Source organism: Guyparkeria sp. SB14A (genome assembly GCF_005096345.1).
Classification (GTDB): domain Bacteria; phylum Pseudomonadota; class Gammaproteobacteria; order Halothiobacillales; family Halothiobacillaceae; genus Guyparkeria; species Guyparkeria hydrothermalis.
Window position 1 is genome coordinate 1 of record NZ_SWAW01000023.1, and the last position, 22,624, is coordinate 22,624.

Sequence of the window (22,624 nt, forward strand, 5' to 3'; positions counted from 1 at the left end):
CGGCGGGTGGTCACGCCGGCCGAGGCGCTGGCCAACGGCGCGACCAGCCTGGTCATCGGCCGCCCCGTCACGGCGGCGGCCGAGCCGGGCAAGGCGCTGGAGGCCATCGTCGCCGAGTTGTGACGGTGACCGACCGGCCTGAGCGCCGCCGCTTGTAAACGAGAAAACGCCCGCCTCGCGCTGCGAGACGGGCGTTTTTTCATGTCCGGCCAGTGACTTTCTTGAGACGTCAGTCGCGGACGGCGAGCAGGTCCTCGCGCGTCGCCACCCAGATCATCAGGTCATGGAAGGCCCGAATGTTCTCGACGTAATTCACCGTCTCGCTGCCCCGGGCGTACCCGTAGCGCATCTCGCGGTAGATGGCCGGATCGGACAGTTGCGGCAGACGCTCGCGCACGTCCGCCCATTGCGTGGGGTTGCCCCCTTGCTGCCGGGTCAGATCCAGGGCGTCGCTCAGGTGGCCGATCCCGACGTTGTAGGCCGCAAGGGCGAGATAGGTGCGGTCGGGCTCTGTGGCTTCCTCGGGCACCAGTTCGCGCAGCTGGGCGATGTACTTGGCCCCGGCCATGATGTTCGCCGTGGGGTCGGCGGGGTTGGCAAGACCCAGGTCCCGGGCGGTGGGCAGGACGATCTGCATCAGCCCGTAGGCTCCCTGGTGCGAGACCGCGTCGGGGCGCCACTTGGATTCCTGGTAGCCGAGCGAGGCCAGCAGACGCCAGTCGATCTCGTAGCGTTCGCCGGCGCGCCGGAAGGTGGCGAGATAGGGGCGGGCATGCGTTTCCAGGTCTTCCAGAAAGCGCCGCGAGAGCGATTCGTCGAGCCGTTCGAACTGGGCGTAATGACGGTCGACCAGCATCTTGAGCTGTTGGTCACTGCGCACCTCGGCGAAGAAACGGCGCGCCATGCCATGCAGCGACTCGTCGGCCTGGCGGGAGAATGCCCAGGCCAGCGCGACCGGCGGGCCGACGATCGGGCCGATGGCGACCTCGTCGGAGAGCTTGTGGGCCAGCAGGGCGATGTGCGACAGCGCCAGGGCGTAGTCGATCTTGCCGTGGCGGATGCCCTCAAGGATCGCGAGCTTGTCCTGCGCCTCGACCAGCTCGAGACGGACGGAATCGTCCTGCGCCATGACGCGCTCGAGCCACGATCGGCTCGCCGAACCGGTTGGCAGGGCCAGTCTGTCTCCATCGATGTCGTCGAGCCCGGTGGGGGCGGGGAGGTCCGTGGCGTGGATCAGCTTGCGGCTGACCGTCAGGTAGGGCGGCCCGAAGCGAAAGCGCTTCATGCGCGCCGGGTCGATGGCGAGCCCGGCCGCGGCCAGGTCGACCCGGTTGTCGGCCACCGCCTGGTAGGCCGCCTCGATCGTCGGCACCACCACGTACTCGACGTCGACCCCCAGCCGATCGGCGAAGCGGCCGGTGAGGTCGTACTCGAGCCCCTGGGGGCGGTAGCTGTCGGGGATGTAGAGGGTCGGCTCGATCAGGGTGGCGACGCGCAGCACGCCACGCTCGCGTACCTGCTCGAGCTGCGGGCTGCGCTTGAAGCTCTCGGCCACGTCGATCGCGGCCAGCCGGGCGGGGCGGTCACCGGGCGTCCAGGTGTGAACCCACCAGGAAAGCGGCGCGGCGAACAGCGCGCCCACGCCGATCAGCGGGATCAGCCAGCGCCCGATCCCACCTCGCGCCCGTGCCTCGGTCAAAATTTGAAGCCCACGTGGATGGCGACCACGCCGAAGGTCAGGTTGTGCACGTCGACGTGATCGAAGCCGTTGTCGAGCATCATGCGCTCGAGCGTCTCCTGGTCGGGGTGCATGCGGATCGACTCGGCCAGGTACCGGTAGCTGTCGGCATCATTCGCCAACAGCTTGCCCATCACCGGCAGGGCCGAGAACGAGTAGGCGTCGTAGACCCGCTCGACCAGCGGGTTGGTCGGCTTGGAGAACTCGAGGATGATCACGCGGCCGCCCGGCTTGACCACGCGTGCCATCTCGGCGAGCGCGCGGGCCTTGTCGGTGACGTTGCGCAGGCCGAAGCCGATGGTCACGCAGTCGAAGCGGTTGCTTTCGAAGGGCAGGTCCTCGGCGTTGGCCAGGCTGTACTCGACGTTGTTGAAGATGCCCTGCTCGTCGAGCTTCTCGCGGCCGATCGAAAGCATGCTGGCGTTGATGTCGGAGAGCACCACCAGCCCCGTGTCGCCGACCAGGCGCGCCATGCGCGCGGCCAGATCCCCGGTGCCGGATGCGAGGTCCAGTGCTTGACCGCCGCGCCGGAGGCCCGTGTACTCGAGGGCGACGCGTTTCCAGATCCGGTGGATGCCCAGCGACATCGCATCGTTCATCAGGTCGTAGCGAGCGGCGACCGAGTCGAAGACCGAACCCACCAGCCGGGACTTTTCCTCGCGCGGGACTTCCCGGTAGCCAAAGTGCGTCTTCTCGGTCATGCGTCGGTTCTCTCGTCAGGGGAACGGGGTGGAATCACTCCGGCTTGGCCGGTCCGGGAGACGATAATACATCGTAGGGCGCCGCCGGTTCTGCACGCTCCGGATCGCGCTCGACGCCTGCGGAAGACAGGCGCCCAAGGTAGTAGTTCCAGTGCTCGTCGCGCCGCTCGCCCAGTTCGCGCAGCAGCCCCCAGTCGTAGAGCCCGGAATCGTGGCCGTCGTCGAACACCAGTTTGACCGCGTAGCGGCCCACCGGTTGCACGTCGACGATCTTCACGCGTTCCTTGCCCAGCACCAGCATCATCTCCCCGCCCCCATGACCGCGCACCTCGGCCGACGGGCTGAACACGCGCAGGTACTCGGCGGAGAGGTCGAACGCCGCCTCGTCGGGAAAGACGAGGTGCAGCGAGCGGCGGTCCTTGGAGAGACGGATCTGCTTTGGTGCGGGGTGGTGTTGTGCCATGCGGAACCTCGGACTTACAGGATGTAGCGGCTCAGGTCCTCGTCGCGCGCCAGCTCGCCCAGGCGTTCCTCGACGAAGTCGGCATCCAGCGTGAGGGTCTTGTCCTCGCCGCTTGCCTCGAAGCTGAGTTCCTCGAGCAGGTGCTCCATCACCGTGTGCAGGCGGCGTGCACCGATGTTCTCGGTGCGATGGTTGACCTCGAAGGCGATCTCCGCGATCCGTCGGATGGCCTCATCGCTGAACTGGATGCTCAGGCCGTCGGCGGCCAGCAGGGCAGTGTGCTGACGCGTCAGCGCGGCATCGGGTTCGGTGAGGATGCGCACGAAGTCGTCGCTGGTGAGCGCCTCGAGCTCGACCCGGATCGGCAGGCGGCCCTGCAGCTCGGGGATCAGGTCTGAGGGACTGGCGACGTGGAAGGCCCCCGAGGCGATGAACAGGATGTGGTCGGTGCGCACCATGCCCACCTTGGTGTTGACGGTCGAGCCCTCGATCAGCGGCAGCATGTCGCGCTGCACGCCCTCGCGGGAGACCTCGCCACCGCCATGCTCGGCCCGCTTGGCGACCTTGTCGATCTCGTCGATGAAGACGATGCCGTTCTGCTCGACGCGGTCGGCGGCCTCGGCGCGGATCTCCTCCTCGTTGACCAGATTCGCGGCTTCCTCGTCGGTCAGCGCGGCGAGCGCCTCGGCGACGGTCATGCGCCGCGTCTGGGTCTTGTCCTGGCCCATGTTCTGGAACACCGAGCGCAACTGGCTGGCCATCTCCTCCATGCCCGGCGGGGTCATCACGTCGATGCCGGCCGGCGCCTGGCGCAGCTCGATCTCGACCTCGCGGTCGTCCATCTCGCCGCGGCGGATCTTGTCGCGAAACTTCTCGCGGGTGTTGCGGTAGGCCTCCTGACCGTGGCTGTCGTCGTTCTGCCACGGGTCGCGCGGGGCGGGCAGTAATGCGTCGAGCACGCGGTCCTCGGCGGCGACCTTGGCGCGATCGCGCACCTCGACCATGGCCTCCTGGCGCACCATCTTCAGGGCGTACTCGGCCAGGTCGCGGATCATCGATTCGACGTCGCGGCCGACGTAGCCCACCTCGGTGAACTTGGTTGCCTCGATCTTCAAGAACGGCGCGTTGGCCAACTTGGCCAGCCGGCGGGCGATCTCGGTCTTGCCCACGCCGGTCGGGCCGATCATCAGGATGTTCTTGGGCGTGATCTCGCTCTTGAGCGGCTCGTCGACCTGCTGGCGACGCCAGCGATTGCGCAGGGCGATGGCCACCGCCTTCTTGGCGGCGTGCTGGCCGACGATGTGCTTGTCGAGTTCGGAGACGATCTGTGCGGGTGTCAGGTTCATCAGTCGAGTTCTTCGATGGTGAGCTTGTGATTGGTGTAAATGCAGATATCGCCGGCAATGTGCAGCGCGGTCTCGACCGTCTCGCGTGCCGGGAGGTCCGAGTGGCGCATTAGCGCGGTGGCCGCCGACTGGGCGTAGGCGCCGCCCGAGCCGATCGCGATCAGCGAATCCTCCGGCTCGATCACGTCGCCGTTGCCGCTGATGGTGAGCATGGCGTTGCGGTCGGCCACCACCAGCATCGCCTCGAGCCGGCGCATCATGCGGTCGGTGCGCCAGTCCTTGGCCAGCTCCACGGCCGAGCGCAGCAGGTTGCCGCTGTATTTCTCCAGCTTGGCCTCGAAGCGCTCGAACAGGGTGAAGGCATCGGCGGTCGCGCCGGCAAACCCGGCCAGCACTTCGCCGTTGTAGAGCGTGCGCACCTTGCGGGCGTTGCCCTTGACCACCGTGTGGCCGAGGGTGACCTGGCCGTCGCCGCCGATGACGGTCTGGCCGTTCTTGCGCAGGCAGAGGATGGTGGTGCCGTAAAGGGTTTCTTCGTGGTGAGCCATGGAAACGATCGGGTCCGGTTTGATGGGTGGGCCGATGCGGCGATCTGCCGATGGAGTGATCTGAGGGGAGGACAGTGTAGGCGATGGTTGGGCTTTTCAACCCGGTTCGTCGTCGCCCTTGGTGTCGCCCTCGGTTTGGTTCGGCTGGCGCATGGCGCGCGGGTGGGCGCGCTCGTAGACACCCATCAGATGTTGGAAATCGAGATGGGTATAGATCTGGGTAGTCGACAGGCTCTCGTGGCCCAGCATTTCCTGGACGGCGCGCAGGTCGCCCGAGGATTCCAGCACGTGCGTGGCGAAGGCGTGACGCAACTGGTGAGGATGCAGTGGGGCCTCGAGCCCGGCCTGGCGCGAGGCGCGGTTGAGGCGCAGCTGCACCGAGCGTGCCGACAGGCGCCGGCCACGATCATTGATGAACACGGCCGTGGTCCCGGCCCGATCCCACTCACGGCGGGCGGTCAGCCAGTCCTGCATCGCGGCACGGGCCTGGCGACCGACCGGCACGATACGGGTCTTGTCGCGTTTGCCGGTGACCCGCGCCTGTCCGGCGGCGAGGTCGAGGTCGGTCAGGTCGAGGCCGACCACCTCGGCCAATCGCAGCCCGCTGCCGTAAAGCCACTCGAACAGGCAGCGATCCCGCAGGGCGCGGATTTCTGTGGCGCGTCGTTGGGCCGGGGTCCTTGCCGTATCAGTGGACTGGCCGGTGCCCGGGCCGTCGAGCAGGCGGGAGAGCGTCTCGACATCCGGGGCGTCGGGAAGGCGTCGGGGCGCTTTCGGCGCCTTGAGCAGCAGCGGGTCGGCCGGGCAGTCGACACCGAGGCGTTTCCAGAAACCCAGCAGGCGCTTGACCGCGCTGACATGGCGGGCGATCGAGCGGGGTGACTGGCCGGCACGGGCGAGCTCGGCGAGAAAGTGGCGCAGCGACCGATCGTCGATCGTGGCGCTCGATTCGATGCCCTGGGCGCGGAGGTGGTCGGTCAGACGCGACCACGAGGCCAGGTAGGCCTTGCGGGTCAGCGGGTTGAGTCGGTGGTCGGCGGCCAGTGCCTCGCCGGCCCGTTCAAACGCCGTGTTGAGCGCGGCGGCGGGCACGGAGGTTAGCGGTCGGTGCTGTCGCTTGCGGCCTGCCCGAGAAACGCGCCGGCCAGTTCGCCGATCTGCTCGAGAAAGTGCGTGCCCTGGGCGGGGTTGAAGCCGTCCGGCAGGCGGCGGCCCAGGGCGACGAGGTAGCGGGCGGGGCCGGTGGCCGTCGAGGGAATGGCGATCAGGGCCGCCGAGCCGGTTTGCGGCAGCGTGTCACCGAAGAGGGTCTCGCGCACGGTGTCGTGCGGGCGACCACAGAACGGGGTGGGGTTGTCCAGCCAGCCGGCGAGCAGGCCGCGGGTCTCGCCGTCGAGCTCGGCCAACGGCACGACGCGGCAGGCGTCGATCTCGAAGTGGGCGCGGAGCTGCCTCTCGAGGGTCGTCGTCGAGCGGTCCGCAGCGGCCAGCAGGCCCTCGCAGAAGCGGTGGAGCAGACGGTCGGCCGCGGCGTTGTCGGCGGCGACCCGGTGGAGCTGGTCCAGCGCGTGGCGGTGCCGGATCGCCTGGCCGCGCCAGCGCCGCAGCTGCCAGTGGTGCAGTGAGACGGCCGGTTGCGGCGGGCCGGGCAGTTCGATGTGATCGAGGACGTCCGGGTGTTCGAGGAACAGGTCCGGGTGGGTGCGCAGGTAGGCAAGCACCGTCTCGGCGCTCACGTCCTGACCGTTGTCGACTCCGGCGTCCGTGTCGGCCAGTTCGAAGGCCACGTTCTCGCTCATGCGTATTCCCTGGTGGTTGTTGGCAGCACGGCGCCTCTCCGGGCGCTCTGGTCTCCCACCTTACCCCCGCGCGCCGGGCTCGGCAATGCGGTGGCTCGGGCAGGGTCGATGTGGATCATTCGGTAGCGTCGACCGCGACCTCGCCGTCGAAGACGAAGGTGGCGGGGCCGGTCATGAACAGCGAGTCCTCGTCGCGCCCGGACCAGTCGATCGAGAGCGTGCCGCCGCGCAGGTCGACCCGGCAGGACGAGTCGAGTCGTCCGGCACGGATGCCCGCGGCGACCGCCGCGCAGGCCCCGGTGCCGCAGGCGAGCGTCTCGCCGGCGCCACGTTCGAACACCCGCAGGGCGATGTGGTCGGGGCGGTGCTGCTCGACGAAACCGACATTCACCCGACGCGGGAATGCCGGGTGCGACTCGAGTGCCGTGCCCACGGCCTCGACCGGGAAGCGCTCGAGATCCTCGACCTGGACCACCGCGTGCGGGTTGCCCATCGAGACGGCCTCGAGCGTGACGCGATCGAGCCCGCCGGGCTGGCCGCTGAGCATCAGGGTGTAGGGCGATCCGCTGGCCGTGATCGGCGGGTTGAAGGGAATGGCCTCGGGGGCGAAGCGCGGTCGGCCCATGTCGACCCGGACGCGATTGTCGTCGGTCAGGTGCAGGACGATCGGCCCGCCGGCGGTCTCGACCCGGATGTCGCGCCGGTCGGTGAGACCGCGTTCGGCGACGAAGCGGGCGAAGCAGCGCGCGCCATTGCCGCATTGCTCCACCTCGCCGCCGTCGGCGTTGAAGATGCGGTAGCGAAAATCGGCGTTCCGGCCGCGCGGCGGCTCGATCAGCAGCAGCTGGTCGAAGCCGATGCCGAAATGCCGGTCGGCCCAGGACTGGATGCGGTCGTGGGTCAGCCAGTCGGCAACCGGGAGCGGGCGACTGGCCGCATCGACGACCATGAAGTCGTTGCCCAGTCCGTGCATCTTGGTGAAAGCCAGCCGGTCGGCCATGAAACGCCTCGTCGTGATCGGGTTGGAAACCTGTCCCGATTCTATCATTCGAGGCCACGCCGAGGAGGGGTGACGGCGTCGCGTGGGTCCGTCTTTCGCTTAGGCGGGCACGAAAAAACCCGCCACCGAGGTGACGGGTTGGTTGCAGGCCCCCGTGAGTGCGGGGGCGAGTCCGGGGCTAGCCCAGGGCCAGCCGGGGGCGATCAGCTGTCGGCGGTCGGTCCGGCCTTGCCGTTGCCCAGCTCGCGGATGCGGTCGTTGTGGAGATCGTCGTCATGCTCTTCCATCTTCCACGGCAGGATGGCCGGGGAGGTGTGCAGGAAGTGCATGTACTTCTCGAACTGGTCGAGGATGTCGCTGATGACCGTCTCGCGGTCGTAACCGTAGATGTTGTAGGAACGGCCACCACGGCGCAGGTAGACCTCGGCGCGGTAGTAGTGGCTGTCACCGTCGAGCGAGCGGTCCTGCTCCGGGAAGGCGAAGCCCGGCTTGGCGTAGCCGCGCAGGCGCACCTCGTAGATGAACTCCATCGTGCCCGGCTTGGTGACGTTCAGGTGGGCGCGGCAGCGCTCCTCGTCGAAGTCGGTGCCGACCGGCCAGCCCTGGCCCTTCAGCTCCTCGCTCACCTGGGCCATCGCCTCGACCACGTCGTTCTTGATGAACGCGGCGACCGGCTCGCGCTTGGGGAAGCTGACCATGTTGGTCACGCGCTTGCGCCAGTTGTCGACCCCGCCGAGGCTGCCGTGGCGTCCGGCGTTCATGTGGTGCTGCAGGCTCACCTCGCGGTGGCCCTCGATCTGCAGCGCGCGCCACATGCCCACCGCGGCGATCAGCATGATGATCGCGAACGGCAGGGCGGCGGTGATCGAGGCCGTCTGCAGCGCGCCCAGGCCGCCGGCGAGCAGCAGCACCGAGGCGACCACGCCCTCGAGTACCGCCCAGAAGACCCGCTGGAGGGCCGGGGTCTGGATCGCACCGCCCGAGGCCAGTGAGTCGATCACCAGCGAGCCCGAGTCCGAAGAGGTGACGAAGAAGGTGATGATCAGCACGATCGTCAGAAACGAGATGATCGGCGTGAGCGGTAGCATCTCGAACAGCTTGAACAGGGCGATCGCCTTGTCGGTCTGTACCTGGCCGATCAGGGCGTCGGCACCCTCGTTCATGATCGCGTGGAGCGCGGTGTCACCGAAGACGGTGAACCAGAAGAAGGTGAAGATGGTCGGCACGAACATCACGCCCAGCACGAACTGGCGGATGGTGCGCCCGCGGCTGATCTTCGCGATGAACAGGCCGACGAACGGCGCCCAGGCGATGGTCCAGCCGAAGATGAACAGGGTCCAGTTGCCGATCCAGTCGCTCGATTCGTAGGCCTGCAGGCTGAAGGTGCGCTCGACGATGTTTGACAGGTAGAAGCCGGTGTTCTCGACGAAGGCCTCGAGCAGGAAGATAGTCGGGCCCATGACGAACACGAACAGCACCAGCGCGATCGCCATGATCATGTTCAGCTGCGACAGGCGCTTGATCCCCTTGTCCATGCCCGCGACCACCGAAACGGTGGCGGCCGCCGTGATCACGGCGATCGCGATGATCTGCACGGTGGTGTTCACGGGGATGTTCGGCCACAGGTAGTTCAGGCCCGCGTTGATCTGCGCGACCGATAGGCCCAGCGTGGTGGCGATGCCGAACATGGTGCCGAGGATGGCGAAGACGTCGACCGTGTGGCCGATCGGGCCGTGGATGCGTTCGCCGATCAGCGGGTAGAGCGCCGAGCGCATCGACAGCGGCAGGCCGTGGCGGAAGGCGAAGTACGCCAACACCAGGCCGACCAGGCCGTAGATCGCCCAGATGTGAAAGCCCCAGTGAAAGAACGAGATCTGCAGGGCCTGCTTGGCCGCCTCGATTCCACCCTCGACCGCTGACGGCGGGCTGGCAAAGTGCAGCACCGGTTCGGCAACGCCGAAGAACAGGAGCGCGATGCCGTAACCGGCCGAGAACAGCATGGCGAACCACGCCGGGAAGCTGTACTCGGGTTCCGAGTGGTCCGGGCCGAGCTTGATCCGCCCCCAGGGCGAGATCGCCACGGCGATGAAGAAGATCAGGAAGATCGCCACGGCCAGCATGTAGAACCAGCCGAAATCGCTGGTGATCCAGTCCAGCACCTTGGCGAAGACGTCGCCGGCGCGTTCCGGGTTGATCACCGTGCCGATGACCAGCAGCGCGATGACGATCACCGCGGGCAGAAAGACCGGCATCAACAGCATCGTGCGCTTGCCGGCAGTGGGGGTGGTGCTCATGGAGGGCTCCCTGCGTTCTCGTTCGTTTTTATCGGATGGCATTCGCCGAAAGTCCCAGTTCGGGGCGCGGCGATTCGCCCCCTAGGGTATATCACCCGAAGCGCGGTTTTGCTGATCGTTGCCGCCATGGCCCCTCCATTCGAGCCATGTGGGCGGCATTGGCGTCGACTTTTGGTTTTACGCCTCGGTCGGTTCGCCTTTTGTGTTTATACTGCGCGCCCTTATTTCAATCCCTTGGACCGTTTTTTGTGATCGCCAATCTTCGTAATATCGCCATTATCGCCCACGTCGATAATCATCACGCGGTATTGGTCGGGGTTGCGCAGGAAAAGAAACGCGTAAAGTATTGATAAATAAGGCTATAAATGCGCCACAAGCGGTCATTGTTGGTCAGCGACAACCTCTGCCGGTAGATGCTTTTGTGTACATGTTCGTGTACATCGTCTTGCTGGTCTGGCATTTTATGTACACACTCGATTCATTGGCCTCCTCATGTCAATCACGAATCTTTGGTTAAAAAACGCCTATCAAAAACATCGTGATTCGGTCCTTGAGAAGTCTGATCGTGATGGGCTGAGTGTGAGGGTCAGCCGTAAGGGCAAGATCGTCTTCCAGTACCGCTTTCGTTACCACGGCAAGGCTGCTCGTATGGATTTGGGTGCCTACCCCGTGATGAGCCTCAAGGAAGCTAGGGAGGAGGTCGTAAGTCGCCGAAAGCAGCTCGAAGAGGGGCATGATCCGCGGGTGCGCCGCGAAGTCGAGAAGAGAGCCGTTCAGGGGCAGCACACTAACGAGACGCTACTTCGTCTTTGGCATGAGAAGTACGTCGTGATTAACAAGGTCGGGGCTGACGAGATTTTACGTAGCTTCGAGAGGTACGTTTTCCCGGAAATCGGTGATCTCCCCGCCGACGACACGACTACGCATGCTTGGATGGGCCTGCTGGAATCCGTGAGGGATGCGTCTCCCTCGATAGCCTCCCGCCTTCTGACGAATGTGCGCCAATGCCACAAGTGGGCGCGTCGCTGGGGCTACATGTCCCAAGAGCCAGTGGCGAACATGACAGCCCGAGCCGACCTCAACATCCACAAGAACAAGGATTCCGGGCGGGCCTTCACTGACCGCGAGTTGTGGGTTGTGTGGCACGCGACCGAGCGTTCTCGCTTGGCCGCCCGCTCCAAGCTATTCGTGAAACTGACCTTGTTCTTCGGCTGCCGTCCTGGCGAGCTTCGCACCGCCGCAGTTTCCGAGTTCGATTTCGAGAACAAGGTGTGGGAAATCCCGCCGGAACGCCACAAGACTGGGCAGAAGACCAAGCGACCGCTCCGCCGACCCCTGATCGACGAAGTGATCCCGTGGATTGAGGAGGCGATGGCGCTCTCGATGAATCCACGAATGCTGTTCAGCGGTGAGAGCAAGCCCACCGAGCTAGGTGATCGATCTACGGTGTCCTTCCATCGCTCGATCCTCAATGCCGCCGAGAGGCAGCTCAACGCGCCGCTGCCGGGTATGTGTCTGTACGACCTACGCAAGACGGCCCGAACGAATTGGAGTTCGCTCGGACCGCCCCATGTGTGCGAAGTGATGCTGGGCCACTCCCTGCCGGGGGTGTGGCAGGTCTACGACCGACACGACTATCTCGAGGAGCAGGCCGAGGTCTATCGGAAGTGGTGGGATCGTCTCATGCAGATTGTTTCCGCAAAGACTCCTCCCACTCCATAACGTCCTGCGCCAGCCAGCGGTGCTCGGTGCCGCCCCCGCCTTGAATCATCGGCTGTGGAAAACCGCGAGTTTCTTGCCAGCGGATGAGTGTGCGAACACTTCGTCCGTATCGTTCGCATAGCTCGCTGGTCTTCATGTAGCGGTCCAAATGCGGCGGCCGGCGTTGAAGCATCGTCGGTGTTGATTCATTTGAGTGCATGGGCATTTGTTGTTCCTCAATCCGTCTGTCTTTCGCTTGCGACCTGAAATTGTTGGTCAAGCCAGGCGTCAACTTCCTCTCGAAGCCATCGTCGTCCCCAGCCGACCATCATTCCTTCGGGGAACTCCCCTGATCTGATCATTTGATAGAGCGTGCTCCGACCCATTCCGCAGTGGGCTGCGACTTCTTGTGCATTCATTGCCCTTGCCTCGATTCCTCTTTCGATTTTCATCAAAACCTCATTGCTAGTGGCAGTTGTCCTCTGACGGGTTGCATGGTGGGCACGCGGGCGTGGCTCCCTTTTGTATAGGCACCAGTTCTTAGTACAGAGCCGCGGGTGCTCTGCACTTCGGCGACAATACCATTGGTGTAAAAAAGATCAACAATGTGTGTGAGTTGCGCTGTGTGTATGCATGGGGCATATGTGGTAAGTTGGCCTAGAGGCGGCAAAGAGGAGCTTTGTGTTGCTAGGAGGGGAGCAAAGAGAGTCCCCCAAAAATCGGTGGGCATCGGGTGTCGATTAACGCTCTGGAGTGAAGTGAAAGGTATTAAAGGCCTTTTGCCAATCCGGGTGGTTGGGCATTGGGGCCTTGTCGAGGATTGCTGCAGGCGAACGCCCGCGCATGGGTCCGTTGGAGCAACACTAAAGTTTTCTTCGCCCCCACGCTGGCCTTTGTCACAACTCATCGCAACTGTTGTTCTGGCTGGGCTTAAGTTGACTTGGAATTCGTTGCCTTACTTTGTGGGGTCATTAACAAGGGGGAAAGTTATGGGAAAAGAAGATGCGGCGAACGAGGAATTGCTCGAGGAAGGTGCCGAAAGCAAGCCGCGATACCTTCCAGGTTCGGCTCTTACCCGAGCGATTCTTGAAAAAGGCGAAGAGCTTGGTCTTGACCGTCACGGCATGGCTGAAGAGTCAGGCCTGACCTACAGCTACCTCATCCTGATCCTGAACGGATCGCGGGAAGTGCCGAAGATTTCCCACAAGCGCCTGCGCTCCATCGGAAAGTTCCTCGGCATCCCCTTTGCGCAAGTCTTGATGCTCGCCGAGATTCTTGAGCCATCCGACTTCGTGATGGAGGAGGAGCGTGATCTCGAGGACCAGCTTGAGGCGGTCTACGCCTCGATGTGTCGCCATCCTGATTGGCGCGACCTGGCCCCGACTCGCAAGGTGTGGGACGCGATGGACGAGCAGGCGAAAGTAACAATGGGGCTCATGTACCAGAAGCTCGCCCAAGAGGCGCTGCTGGACATGACCCCCATTGTCGAGGTGGTCAACGACGAGGACGAAGGCTAACCGGCCTTCCTGCCTCGATTCGACGTACCACTACGGGCGGGCCTTTTGCGGGCCTGCCCTTTTTTACGCCCGGATTTCGTGGCTCCCCCCGGAGATCGATAGGCTCCTTTGGCTATCACTGGCCTATTAGAGGATGTAGGCCACGAAGCGGTTGATGCTGGCCTCGAAGTCGGCCAGTGACATCTTCCCCTACGCGATCTTCTTCAAGTCCATCTCCCACTTGGCCGTGATGTCGGGGTTCACCTGCAGCTGGCGAAGGGTGTGAGCTGTGAATCGGATCGCATGATCACGTTAGTTAGCGTGTTCACGGCGCTCTATTACGGCGGGTGAGGGTGAGGAGCGCGATTTGTTGTGAGGATCAAAGTCGCATGTGATTGTCACTGTGACAGTGACAATCACATGCACAGGCAACATGAACTGTGAGAGTCACAGTCACATTAACTGTCAATGTGACACTCAGAAAAATACATGTGTATGCAAAGCCCCTCTAATCGTCGTGTGTTCATCATGGCGACTGTGACAGTCAGCGTGAACAGCACCATGCGCCGGAAGCCCTAAACACCTGTGCGAGAACCCTGCCGGTTAAGAAGCTCTCCCCGTGCTGCATCCGACTGGCCTCCCCGCCGTTCAGATGGGCCTGTGCTGGCTTTATCTACAACCTGCGGGCAGATGGATGATCGTGTGGCATTGATTGGCTCCTCGCCGTTCAGATGCGCTTCGATTACCCGGTGTGGAATTGATGCCGTGAGTGCTTGTTTCTCCTCGCCGTTCAGATGTCCTTTCCGAACTGCTTGTGGAGGTATTGGCCGCGATGGCTAACGATGACTTTTCCCCGCTCGGATGTGCTTCGAGAGACGCTGGGGATGATGGATACGAGGGTTGTGTTCTTGAGCTTGTGTCCCGTTCGGAGGCTGGCTTTCGTGCCCGCTTGGAGCGTGGTGTTGATGGCCTGCTCTCCTCCGTTCAGATGCTCAACCGAAGCATCCTTGCCGTGGACCGTTTGCTGTGGCGATTGCAGCCCCCGGCGACGGGCCGGATTCGTGTGCTGTGGCACAAGGCTCCTTCCCGTTCGGATGTTGTGGCCGTGGAGCCGTACCTGGTGAAGTGGAAGAAGGTGCGCCGGGGTTGGCAGACGATCCGCCTGGGTACGCGGGCGGAAAAGAGCGTGGAGTCATGGGGTGGGTTTGAGCGCCACTCAGATGAGGTGCGCGAGGCGGTGTTGCTGGCGAAGCGACTGATTGCCAGGCGAAGCCAGGTGTTGGCCCGCGGTCGGGAGTTGCAGCTCTCCGGGGAGGAACGAGGCCGGTCGAATGCGATGCACGCCAAGACGGTGCGCCGGGAGATCGAGCGGCTGGTTGACCGTGCTCAGGAGAAGTCGGATGGCGAGGACATGCTGTTGAGCCTGTCGTATGTGCTGGAAGGAAGCCGGGTGAGTAAACTCGGTTCGTATGATTCGGATAACATGTTTGCACACGGCGGGTTGCGGGTGTCTCGAGGAACTAATCGATAGTTTATGAGATCGCACCGAAACCGTACGTATGAGGGTTTATAAAAAAGTTCTAAGGAACTCGATTCAACGGTCTGAAACACAGTTCATTATTAGCACTGATACGCATGCACCCGTCTTGAGAGACATTCGGGCTGGAATCATTGCGAGCGCAGCCGCTTCCTCCGGGTCGATCGACTCACTCCGTGCCCACCATGTGCCCTCTCGTGAGTCGAGTTGGATTGGAACATAGCGGTCGACAGATGCGGATTCGAGAGATTGCGCCAATCGAGCGGTGACTCGAGGGGGCGAGACGCCATCGGTCATCATTTCATATAGAGCCGGTTGAACGACCCCATGCAGTGCGGTCAGCAGTGCGGTCGGTCGGCCAGGTAACGACATGAGGATCGTGCCGCCGATACTCCTGGCTGCGCTGGTGGGACGTCCTGGACGCATTGAGACGCCCTCGAAGAGTGGAGTGCCGAGGCGACGCAGAACGGTGCGTCCGAAGTCATGGACACCCACCGAACTCCCCCCAACGAGCAACACCAGGTCGGCACTGGCGAGGTGCCGTCGTACCTCGGCCTCTATTGTCGGTAGATGGTCGGCGATCGGCCCGAATGGTCCGATAACGTCGGCCCCAAAGCGAACGAGAGTAGTTTCCAGGAGAATGCTGTTGCTGTCATGAATGCCGCCAGGTGAGCAGGGTTGGTCGGGAGAGACCAGCTCGTCGCCGGTCACCAGCACGGCTACTCGTGGCGGTCTGCGTATCGGCAGGGTTGCTAAACCGTGTCGGGCGGCGAGCGAGAGGTGGCCCGGTTGCAGTCGAATGCCTACGGACAGTACGGTCGCGCCCGGCATGTTGATTGCCCCGACGCCCTCACAGTCGGCCCAACGTTTCACCTGGGCCGTTGCCCGCAGTTTTCCTGCCGAGACGGCGACGATTTCCCGACGCAAAACCACGTCGGCCCCGGGCGGCAAGGGTGCGCCCGTGGCAATGGGCACACATTGCCCAGAGTGAAGGGATTCCGGCATGGTGAGGCACGCTTGTGATCCGGTTCGGATGGTTAATTCCCCGCCACAGGTGACGTCCGCCAGGCGGGCGGCATAACCGTCCATCATGGCTCGGTTGAATGGCGGGTAGGCTTGGGGGGCGTGAATCGTACGGGCGAGTACCCGTCCTAGTGCCTGGTCGAGGGGAAGTTCCAGTTCGGAAAGTGCCGGCGCAGCGGCACTCAGCGTCATAATCGCTTCCGCAGCGCTGGGGCTGGACGTGCCGCAATGGCAGTTGGTCATGAGTCGCTTCTCCCTATTCCCAAGCCTGGCATGGCTGATTCCCGCAATAGATCGATCCGGGTGTTGACGTTGAGAAACGCATTTCGGTCCTCGGAGAGATCGCAGCAGGCGTGTGGCCCGCCGGTGAGCAGGTCGGTCAGCCTTTCGGGCACCGGTCCGACTCGCTGGCGGCGGAGCGACGGGACGTGGAAAAGCGCCACGCCGGGTTGCAGGCGATGGCCGTCGTCGGCGATCACTACCGGGGCGCCGGTAGCCCGCTGGCGGGCGATTAAGCGAGCCGGCCACTGCGGCCGATAGTGCGGCGTGTCGCAAGGCGCGAGCAGCACCCAGTCGTGCCGCAACCGGCCCATTGCGGCGTGCACGGCCGCCGCGGGGCCGCGCCGCACCCGGTCCGGGTCGGTGATGGTGCGATGGCCGAGTCCACGGTAGGCATCCAGGTGGCGGTTGGCGACGATCACCAGCTCGGCGACCGACGGGGCGAGCGCCTCGATCACGTGGCTGACCATGGGCTGGCCGAGGAACGGCTCGAGGCCCTTGTCGCGGCCGTCCATTCGCCGACTGGCGCCCCCGGCGAGCACCAGTGCGCTCAACGGGGTCTCGGCCTTGAGTTCTAGCTTGAGGGCGGGCCTCATGAGGTCGCTTCCCGGTCTTGCGGGCGATGATTCGGGTGGTCGGTCGGGGCATTGCCCGGCTGATCGCCCTGGTGATCGCCTTGGTGATCAGCCAAGTGGTGGGCAAGGGCATCCACCAGCGGCTTCATGAAGAAGCGCCCTTCCGGCATCACGTCGACGTCGATCCCCAGTTCCGTCAGCCGGTTGGCCATCACCGGGCCGATGGCGGTGACCGCGGTCCGGTCGGCGAGTGCTTCGCGCAAGGCCGGCTCGCGGTCGTGGGCGCGGGCGACCTTGAGCAGCCGGTCGATCTGCGGCTGGCTGGTGAAGGCCACCGCATCGATCTCCCCGGCGATCAGTCGGTCGACCAGGGACAGCACGGTGTCGGTCTCGCTCTCGCTCGCGTAGATATAGGGCCAGACCGGGAAGGGTTCGGTGCCCAGCGCCTCGATCGCCTCGATCAACGGCCGATTGGGTTCGGTGCCGTACATTGCCAGGCCGACGACCGCTGCCGGATTGTCCAGCCGTTGCAGCGTGGTGATGATCCCGGCCGAAGTCGGCTCGTCGGCGACCACGTCGGCGGCGATACCCCAGTGCTTGAGCACCCGGCCCGGCTTGGGCCCGCGCACGATCAGGCGCACCTCGGCGAGCCGTCGGCGGAAGGCCTCCTGCAGGCCGAATCGCTCGGCCGCGGCGTCCAGGCGCGCGACGCTCTCGCCGGTGAGGATGACCAGGTCGCCAATACGGGAATCGGAGACGAACCGATCGAGCCAGTCGCGGACGGCCGCCTGATCGGGGCTGTCGTGCATGCTGATCAGCGGGCATCGCACCACCTCGGCGCCGCGGCGCAGCAGGAGGTTGGCCAGCACGTCGAGCTGCCGGGTCTCGGGCAGGGCGATGCGTCGGCCGGCGAAGGCATTGGCGTCAAGACGAGCGGTCATGGCAAGTCACTCCTAGGGTCTGCGGCGCCCGGGCGTTTGGCCGGTGGTCGATCGGCCCGGGCAGGCAATGGTTTCAGATCTCCAGTTCCCGCTGCGGGGCGGTCTTGTAGTGGGTGACGTACATGATCAGTCCCACGAACATCAGGCCGCCGACCAGGTTGCCCAGCGCGGTGGGCAGCTCGTTCCACAACAGGTAGTCGCCGAAGGTGAAATCGCCGCCCATGATCAGGGCGAAGGGGAACAGGAACATGTTCACCACCGAGTGCTCGAAGCCCATGTAGAAGAACAGCATGATCGGCATCCACATGGCGAAGATCTTGCCGATGGCCGAGGTCGAGAGCATGAAGGCTGCCACCCCGGTCGAGACCATCCAGTTGCACAGGATCCCGCGGATGAAGATGGTGAACCAGCCCGACAGGCCGTGCTCTTCGTAGCCCAGTGTGCGGGCCATGCCGATATGGCCGACCTTCTCGGCGATCGCGCCTCCCGGGGCCGAGTAGCCAAAGGTGAGGATGAACGAAATCATGAAGGCCACCGTGACCGCGCCGGCGAAGTTGCCCACGAACACGAGGCCCCAGTTACGCAACACCTGGTTGACGGTCACCCCGGGTCGTCGGTCGAGCAGGGCCAGGGGCACCAGCATGAATACGCCGGTCAGCAGGTCGAACCCCAGCAGGTAGAGCAGGATGAAACCCACCGGGAACAGCAGTGCGCCGATCAGCGGCGAGCCGGTGTTGATGGTGACCGTGATCGCGAAGGCCGCGGCCAGTGCGAGGATCGCGCCGGCCATGTAGGCGCGAATCAGGGTGTCGCGGGTCGAGACCCGGATCTTGGCCTCGCCGGCATCGACCATCTTCTTGGCGAGATCGTTGGGCGGGACGTAATCGGCGTGCATGCCTTGCGTGTTGTCGGCCATGGTGGATTCCCCGTGAGTGGCGGATGTGTGTCTGCTGTGTGTCGAACGCGTGTTGAATTCAGATCAGGTGTCGGCTTGTAGCGCGGCTTATGCGGCACTGCGGACCGACAACGGATCGCTCTGCTCGATAGAACCGGAGAGAAAGCTCGGATCGGCACTCGCCGACCCTTCGAACCAGGCGAGTCGCGAGTGCAGGCCGACCACGTCGCCGATGATCAGCAACGCGGGCGACTGGGCGGCGGCGATGCGATCGGGCAGGGTGGCGAGCGTGCCGACGTGCACCTGCTGGCGCGAGGTGGTGCCATGCTCGACCAGCCCCGCCCCCCGGTCCGCGGGCATGCCGTGCGCGATCAGCTGCGCGCAGATCTCGCGGGCATTGCCAAGCCCCATGTAGAACACCAGCGTGTCCTGGCCCGAGGCGAGGTGCTGCCAGTCGAGATCCAGCCGCTCGCCACGCCGGTGGCCGGTGACGAACCGCACCGACTGGGCGTGATCGCGGTGGGTGAGCGGGATGCCGGCATAGGCGGCGCAGCCGCTGGCGGCGGTGATGCCGGGCACCACCTGGAAGGGCAGGCCGGCGCGGGCGAGTACGTCGATCTCCTCGCCGCCGCGGCCGAAGATGAACGGGTCGCCGCCCTTCAGCCGGGCGACGCGCTTGCCCTCGGCGGCGAGGTCGCGCAGCAGACCGCTGATATCGCCCTGCGAACAGCTGTGATTGCCGGCCCGTTTGCCGACGTAGATCCGCTCGGCCTCGCGCCGGGCCAGATCGACGATCGCCGGGGCGACCAGCCGGTCGTAGACGACCACGTCGGCCTTTTGCAGCAGGCGCAGCGCGCGGAAGGTCAGCAGGTCGGGATCGCCGGGGCCGGCGCCGATCAGGTAGACCTCGCCGGTATCGGTGGGCGCCTCGCGGTCGTCGAGCAGACCGGCGAGCTTGTCCTCCGCCTCGCGGTCCTTGCCGGCGAGCACCAGGTTGCCGATCGGCCCGTCGATGACGTCCTCCCAGAACCGCTTGCGGGTCTCCAGGCCGAGAATGCGGTCCTTGGCGCGCTGGCGGTAGCGTCCGAGCAGATCGGCTAGCCGGCCGAATCCGGCCGGGATCAGGGTCTCGAGCCGGGCGCGCATCAGCCGGGCGAGCACCGGCGAGCGCCCGCCGGTCGACAGGGCGATGGTGACCGGGCTGCGATCGACGATGCCCGGCAGGATGAAGCTGCATAGGTCCGGTTCGTCTGCGACGTTGACGGGGATGCCGCGGGCCTCGCAGGCATCGAACACCGAGTGATTGACCTGCGGCTCGTCGGTCGCCGCGATCACCAGCCGGTTGCCGACGACCATGGCCGGGTCGAACACGGCCTCCTGCCAGGTGAGCCGGCCGTCGTCGACCATGCGGCGGGTCTCGCCGGTGATCATGGGGGAGACGACCGTCACCCGGGCGCCGGCGGCGCGCATCAGGTCGGCCTTGCGAGCGGCGACCGCGCCCCCGCCGACGACCAGGCAGGGCTTGCCGCGCAGGTTCATGAAGATGGGAAGCTGGTCCATGGGGGTTCCCTCAGTTGCTGGTTTCGGTCAGGCGCCGGGCAATGAGCTGTTTGAGCTCAGGAATGCACGAGCCGCAGTTGGTGCCCGCCTGGGTGCACTCGCCCAGTTGGCGGGCATCGGTGATCTGTTGGGTGTCGATGGCATCGATCAGGGTGTTTTGACCCACGTCGAAGCAGGCGCAGACGATCGGGCCGCGATCCTCGCCGGGTGTCGCCGGCTTGCCGGCCAGCAGGTCGGCCTGGTCCTGGTCGGAGAGCGGCGCGTGCGAGAACAGGTCGGTCAGCCAGCCGATGTCGGGGCGACGACTGCGGCGGCTGACGAAAAGCACGGACTGCAACCGCCCTTCGGCCAGGCAGGCGACGCGATACTGGCCGCCTTTCGGGTCGGCGAACTCGATCCATTGACGGGCCGTGTCGGCGGGCGGGGCGAGCTCGGTCTGCGCCCAGGCGATCCAGTCGGCCGGTGCGTCGATGCCCGCGAGTTCCAGGCGCTGGAGGCCGGCGCCCTGGATGACGACCCGGTAGTCGCCCGGCCACCCGGCGAGGGCCGGTGGGCGGGTCGCGCCTTCGCACACCAGCGCCCAGCCGTACCAGTGCGCCGCGTAGGGTTCGGCCCAGACGGCCTGGGTCTTGAACTCGGGCTGGCCGGAAACCGGGTCGGTGTCGCTGGCGATCACATTGTTTACGCCGGAACGGCTGGCGGTGAGGTGGCTCCAGTGCATGGGGACGAACAGCGAGCCGCGGCGCTGTTCGTCGTCGAGGCTCACCCGGGCGAGGATCTCGCCCTGGGCGTTGCCGATCCGTGCAATCTGGCCGCCTCGCAACCGGTAGCGGGCAGCGTCGAAGGGGTGCACGCTCACGGTCGGTTCGCCGCGATGGGTGTTGAGTCGCGGCACGGGCCCCGTGCGGGTCATGCCGTGCCACTGGTCGCGCAAGCGGCCGGTGTTAAGACGCAGCGGGAAGGCCGGGGTCAGGGCCGAGGCGGCGCCGCGGTTGTCGACCGGGATCATCCGGGCGCGGCGATCGTCGGTGAAGAAGCGTCCGTCGGCGAACAGGTCGATGGTCTCCCGCTCGCCGTCACGCCCGGCTTGCACCGGCCAGCGGGTCGGTGCCAGCGCCTGGTAATCGTCCCGGCTCAACTCGGCCAGCCCGGCGAGGTCGAGATCGCGGCTGCCGGCGTTCTCGAACGCGGTCTGGCGGGCGTATTCGCGGAACACGCTGGCCGAGTCGGGGAAGTCGAAGGCCGTCGCCCAGCTCGGGTCGATGCGGCGGGCGACCTGGCTCACGATCCACCAGTCCGGTCGGGCCTGGCCCGGCGCGTCGAGGAACGCGCGCTGGCGGCTGATGCAGCGCTCGGAGTTGGTGACCGTGCCGTCGCGCTCGCCCCAGGTGTTGGCCGGCAGCAGCACGTCGGCAAACCCCGCCGTGTCGGTGCCACCGTGGCACTCGGAGAGCACCACCAGCGGGCAGGCGTCGAGTGCCTCGCGCACGGTGGTGGAATCCGGCAGGCTGAAGGCCGGGTTGGTCGCCATGATCCAGACGGCCTTGATCCGCCCGTCGCGCATCGCCTCGAATAGGTCGACGGCCTTGAGGCCCGGTTCGGTCGCCATGTTCGGCGCCTGCCAGAAACGACCGACCCGGTCGATGTCGGCCGGCGTGAAATCCTGGTGGGCGGCAAGCTGATTGGCCAGCCCGCCGACCTCGCGCCCGCCCATGGCGTTGGGCTGGCCGGTGATCGAGAACGGGCCCATGCCCGGCTTGCCGATCCGGCCGGTGGCCAGGTGCAGGTTGATGACCGCATTGCCCTTGTCGGTGCCGCTGGCGGACTGGTTGAGCCCTTGTGACCAGAGGCTGACGCTTCGCTCGGTCGCGGTGAACCAGTCGTAGAACCGCTGGATGTCGTCGACCGGCAGGCCGCAACGTTGGGCGATGTTCTCGATGTCCTGGCTGTCGTGGCGCGCCGCCTCGACGGTGGCATCGAAACCCTCGACGTGGGCTTCGACGAACGACCGATCGATTCGTCCCCGGTCGGCGAGGTGCGCAAGCAGGCCGTTGAGGAGCAGGATGTCGGTGCCCGGGGCGATTGGCAGGTGCAGGTCGGCGATGTCGCAGGTGGCGGTGCGCCTCGGGTCGATCACCACGAACCGCATCTCGGGCCGGGCCTCCTTGGCGGCGATCAACCGCTGGAACACCACGGGATGGGCCCAGGCGGTGTTCGAGCCGATCAGCACGACCAGGTCGGCCTGTTCGAGATCCCGGTAGGAAACCGGCACCGTGTCGCTACCGAAGGCGCGCTTGTAGGCCGCCACCGCCGAGGACATGCACAGGCGCGAGTTGGTGTCGATGTTGGCCGCGCCGATGTAGCCCTTCATCAGCTTGTTGGCGAGGTAGTAGTCCTCGGTCAGCAACTGGCCGGAGACGTAGAAGGCCACCGAGTCCGGGCCGTGCTCGGCGATCGTTTCCCGGAATCCGGTCGCGACGCGCTCGAGTGCGCTCTCCCAGTCGGTGGTTTCGAGCGTGCCATCCGCACCGCGCAGGGTCGGTTCGATGAGCCGCTGCGGCAGATCGAGGGTTTCGGCGAGCGCCGCGCCCTTGGAGCACAGCCGGCCGAGATTGGCCGGGTGGTCCGGGTCGCCGCGGACCGACCACTCGCCATCGGGCGCTTGCCGCTCGGCGAGCACGCCGCAGCCGACGCCGCAGTAGGGACAGGTGGTGCGTACCGAATCCAT

19 protein-coding genes and 1 pseudogene are annotated in these 22,624 nt (G+C 65.4%); 4 read left to right on the forward strand and 16 right to left on the reverse strand.

Features of this window, described 5'->3' with window-relative positions:
- Positions 1-123, forward strand: a pseudogene (locus FAZ79_RS11735) (orotidine-5'-phosphate decarboxylase); the annotation flags it as partial.
- Between the two features lie 106 nt (positions 124-229).
- Here FAZ79_RS11735 and mltF read toward each other — a convergent pair.
- The 9 genes from mltF to FAZ79_RS08890 form a co-directional block, all read right to left on the reverse strand.
- The gene (gene mltF, locus FAZ79_RS08850) at positions 230-1,699 is read right to left on the reverse strand and encodes a membrane-bound lytic murein transglycosylase MltF (RefSeq protein WP_169303655.1); all 1,470 of its coding nucleotides are present in this window, start codon (positions 1,697-1,699) and stop codon (positions 230-232) included.
- A complete protein-coding gene (gene ubiE / locus FAZ79_RS08855) occupies positions 1,696-2,439 on the reverse strand; it encodes a bifunctional demethylmenaquinone methyltransferase/2-methoxy-6-polyprenyl-1,4-benzoquinol methylase UbiE (RefSeq protein WP_136867611.1) in 744 nt (247 codons plus the stop codon). The genes mltF and ubiE overlap by 4 nt, the downstream gene beginning before the upstream one ends.
- A 34-nt stretch (positions 2,440-2,473) precedes the next feature.
- On the reverse strand, positions 2,474-2,902 hold the full coding sequence (locus tag FAZ79_RS08860; protein WP_136867612.1) for a DUF971 domain-containing protein: 429 nt from the start codon (positions 2,900-2,902) through the stop codon (positions 2,474-2,476).
- A gap of 14 nt (positions 2,903-2,916) precedes the next feature.
- A complete protein-coding gene (gene hslU, locus FAZ79_RS08865; protein WP_282097236.1) occupies positions 2,917-4,251 on the reverse strand; it encodes an ATP-dependent protease ATPase subunit HslU in 1,335 nt (444 codons plus the stop codon).
- Positions 4,248-4,796 carry an ATP-dependent protease subunit HslV gene (hslV, locus tag FAZ79_RS08870; RefSeq protein WP_136867614.1) on the reverse strand — a complete coding sequence of 183 codons (549 nt, stop codon included), beginning with the start codon at positions 4,794-4,796 and terminating at the stop codon, positions 4,248-4,250. Before hslV ends, hslU begins: the two co-directional genes overlap by 4 nt.
- Positions 4,797-4,892: 96 nt before the next feature.
- Entirely contained in the window at positions 4,893-5,888 is a 996-nt protein-coding gene (locus tag FAZ79_RS08875) for a tyrosine recombinase XerC (RefSeq protein ID WP_211238826.1), read from the reverse strand.
- A 5-nt stretch (positions 5,889-5,893) separates the two neighbouring features.
- On the reverse strand, positions 5,894-6,595 hold the full coding sequence (locus FAZ79_RS08880) for a DUF484 family protein (RefSeq protein ID WP_136867615.1): 702 nt from the start codon (positions 6,593-6,595) through the stop codon (positions 5,894-5,896).
- Positions 6,596-6,710: 115 nt separating this feature from the next.
- On the reverse strand, positions 6,711-7,595 hold the full coding sequence (gene dapF / locus FAZ79_RS08885) for a diaminopimelate epimerase (RefSeq protein ID WP_136867616.1): 885 nt from the start codon (positions 7,593-7,595) through the stop codon (positions 6,711-6,713).
- 203 nt (positions 7,596-7,798) lie between these two features.
- Positions 7,799-9,889 carry a BCCT family transporter gene (locus tag FAZ79_RS08890; protein WP_136867617.1) on the reverse strand — a complete coding sequence of 697 codons (2,091 nt, stop codon included), beginning with the start codon at positions 9,887-9,889 and terminating at the stop codon, positions 7,799-7,801.
- 492 nt (positions 9,890-10,381) lie between these two features.
- Here FAZ79_RS08890 and FAZ79_RS08895 point away from each other — a divergent pair, with 492 nt between their 5' ends.
- A complete protein-coding gene (locus FAZ79_RS08895; protein ID WP_136867618.1) occupies positions 10,382-11,611 on the forward strand; it encodes a site-specific integrase in 1,230 nt (409 codons plus the stop codon).
- Positions 11,612-11,826: 215 nt separating this feature from the next.
- On the opposite strand, the gene FAZ79_RS08905 is transcribed toward FAZ79_RS08895, so the two are convergent.
- The gene (locus tag FAZ79_RS08905) at positions 11,827-12,042 is read right to left on the reverse strand and encodes an AlpA family phage regulatory protein (RefSeq protein ID WP_136867619.1); all 216 of its coding nucleotides are present in this window, start codon (positions 12,040-12,042) and stop codon (positions 11,827-11,829) included.
- A 537-nt stretch (positions 12,043-12,579) separates the two neighbouring features.
- On the opposite strand from FAZ79_RS08905, the gene FAZ79_RS08910 reads away from it, so the two are divergent.
- Positions 12,580-13,107, forward strand: a complete 528-nt coding sequence (locus tag FAZ79_RS08910) for a hypothetical protein (protein ID WP_231505750.1) — start codon at positions 12,580-12,582, stop codon at positions 13,105-13,107.
- Between the two features lie 811 nt (positions 13,108-13,918).
- Positions 13,919-14,617 (forward strand): hypothetical protein, encoded by a 699-nt coding sequence (locus tag FAZ79_RS08915; protein ID WP_136867620.1) that lies wholly within the window; start codon positions 13,919-13,921, stop codon positions 14,615-14,617.
- A gap of 63 nt (positions 14,618-14,680) precedes the next feature.
- On the opposite strand, the gene FAZ79_RS08920 is transcribed toward FAZ79_RS08915, so the two are convergent.
- The 6 genes from FAZ79_RS08920 to FAZ79_RS08945 all read right to left on the reverse strand — a co-directional run bounded on the left by FAZ79_RS08920 (position 14,681) and on the right by FAZ79_RS08945 (position 22,624).
- Entirely contained in the window at positions 14,681-15,889 is a 1,209-nt protein-coding gene (locus FAZ79_RS08920) for a molybdopterin molybdotransferase MoeA (RefSeq protein ID WP_136867621.1), read from the reverse strand.
- Complete coding sequence (gene mobA, locus FAZ79_RS08925) at positions 15,886-16,521, reverse strand: molybdenum cofactor guanylyltransferase (protein ID WP_136867622.1); 636 nt, start codon at positions 16,519-16,521, stop codon at positions 15,886-15,888. Before mobA ends, FAZ79_RS08920 begins: the two co-directional genes overlap by 4 nt.
- Positions 16,518-17,441, reverse strand: a complete 924-nt coding sequence (locus FAZ79_RS08930) for a uroporphyrinogen-III synthase (RefSeq protein ID WP_136867623.1) — start codon at positions 17,439-17,441, stop codon at positions 16,518-16,520. The genes mobA and FAZ79_RS08930 overlap by 4 nt, the downstream gene beginning before the upstream one ends.
- A 73-nt stretch (positions 17,442-17,514) precedes the next feature.
- Positions 17,515-18,357: a formate/nitrite transporter family protein gene (locus FAZ79_RS08935; RefSeq protein WP_247709531.1), complete on the reverse strand. Its 843-nt coding sequence runs from the start codon at positions 18,355-18,357 to the stop codon at positions 17,515-17,517.
- A gap of 87 nt (positions 18,358-18,444) precedes the next feature.
- On the reverse strand, positions 18,445-19,896 hold the full coding sequence (gene cysG / locus FAZ79_RS08940) for a siroheme synthase CysG (RefSeq protein WP_136867624.1): 1,452 nt from the start codon (positions 19,894-19,896) through the stop codon (positions 18,445-18,447).
- A gap of 10 nt (positions 19,897-19,906) precedes the next feature.
- Positions 19,907-22,624, reverse strand: coding sequence for a nitrate reductase (locus FAZ79_RS08945; protein ID WP_136867625.1), 2,718 nt, complete (start codon positions 22,622-22,624; stop codon positions 19,907-19,909).

Coding starts and splice junctions, on each gene's coding strand:
- ubiE (WP_136867611.1), bottom strand. CDS start 2,439: ATGACCGAGAAGACGCACTTTGGCTACCGGGAAGTCCCGCGCGAGGAA.
- FAZ79_RS08860 (WP_136867612.1), bottom strand. CDS start 2,902: ATGGCACAACACCACCCCGCACCAAAGCAGATCCGTCTCTCCAAGGAC.
- hslV (WP_136867614.1), bottom strand. CDS start 4,796: ATGGCTCACCACGAAGAAACCCTTTACGGCACCACCATCCTCTGCCTG.
- FAZ79_RS08880 (WP_136867615.1), bottom strand. CDS start 6,595: ATGAGCGAGAACGTGGCCTTCGAACTGGCCGACACGGACGCCGGAGTC.
- dapF (WP_136867616.1), bottom strand. CDS start 7,595: ATGGCCGACCGGCTGGCTTTCACCAAGATGCACGGACTGGGCAACGAC.
- FAZ79_RS08890 (WP_136867617.1), bottom strand. CDS start 9,889: ATGAGCACCACCCCCACTGCCGGCAAGCGCACGATGCTGTTGATGCCG.
- FAZ79_RS08895 (WP_136867618.1), top strand. CDS start 10,382: ATGTCAATCACGAATCTTTGGTTAAAAAACGCCTATCAAAAACATCGT.
- FAZ79_RS08905 (WP_136867619.1), bottom strand. CDS start 12,042: ATGAAAATCGAAAGAGGAATCGAGGCAAGGGCAATGAATGCACAAGAA.
- FAZ79_RS08910 (WP_231505750.1), top strand. CDS start 12,580: ATGGGAAAAGAAGATGCGGCGAACGAGGAATTGCTCGAGGAAGGTGCC.
- FAZ79_RS08915 (WP_136867620.1), top strand. CDS start 13,919: ATGGCTAACGATGACTTTTCCCCGCTCGGATGTGCTTCGAGAGACGCT.
- FAZ79_RS08920 (WP_136867621.1), bottom strand. CDS start 15,889: ATGACCAACTGCCATTGCGGCACGTCCAGCCCCAGCGCTGCGGAAGCG.
- mobA (WP_136867622.1), bottom strand. CDS start 16,521: ATGAGGCCCGCCCTCAAGCTAGAACTCAAGGCCGAGACCCCGTTGAGC.
- FAZ79_RS08930 (WP_136867623.1), bottom strand. CDS start 17,441: ATGACCGCTCGTCTTGACGCCAATGCCTTCGCCGGCCGACGCATCGCC.
- FAZ79_RS08935 (WP_247709531.1), bottom strand. CDS start 18,357: ATGGCCGACAACACGCAAGGCATGCACGCCGATTACGTCCCGCCCAAC.
- cysG (WP_136867624.1), bottom strand. CDS start 19,896: ATGGACCAGCTTCCCATCTTCATGAACCTGCGCGGCAAGCCCTGCCTG.
- FAZ79_RS08945 (WP_136867625.1), bottom strand. CDS start 22,624: ATGGATTCGGTACGCACCACCTGTCCCTACTGCGGCGTCGGCTGCGGC.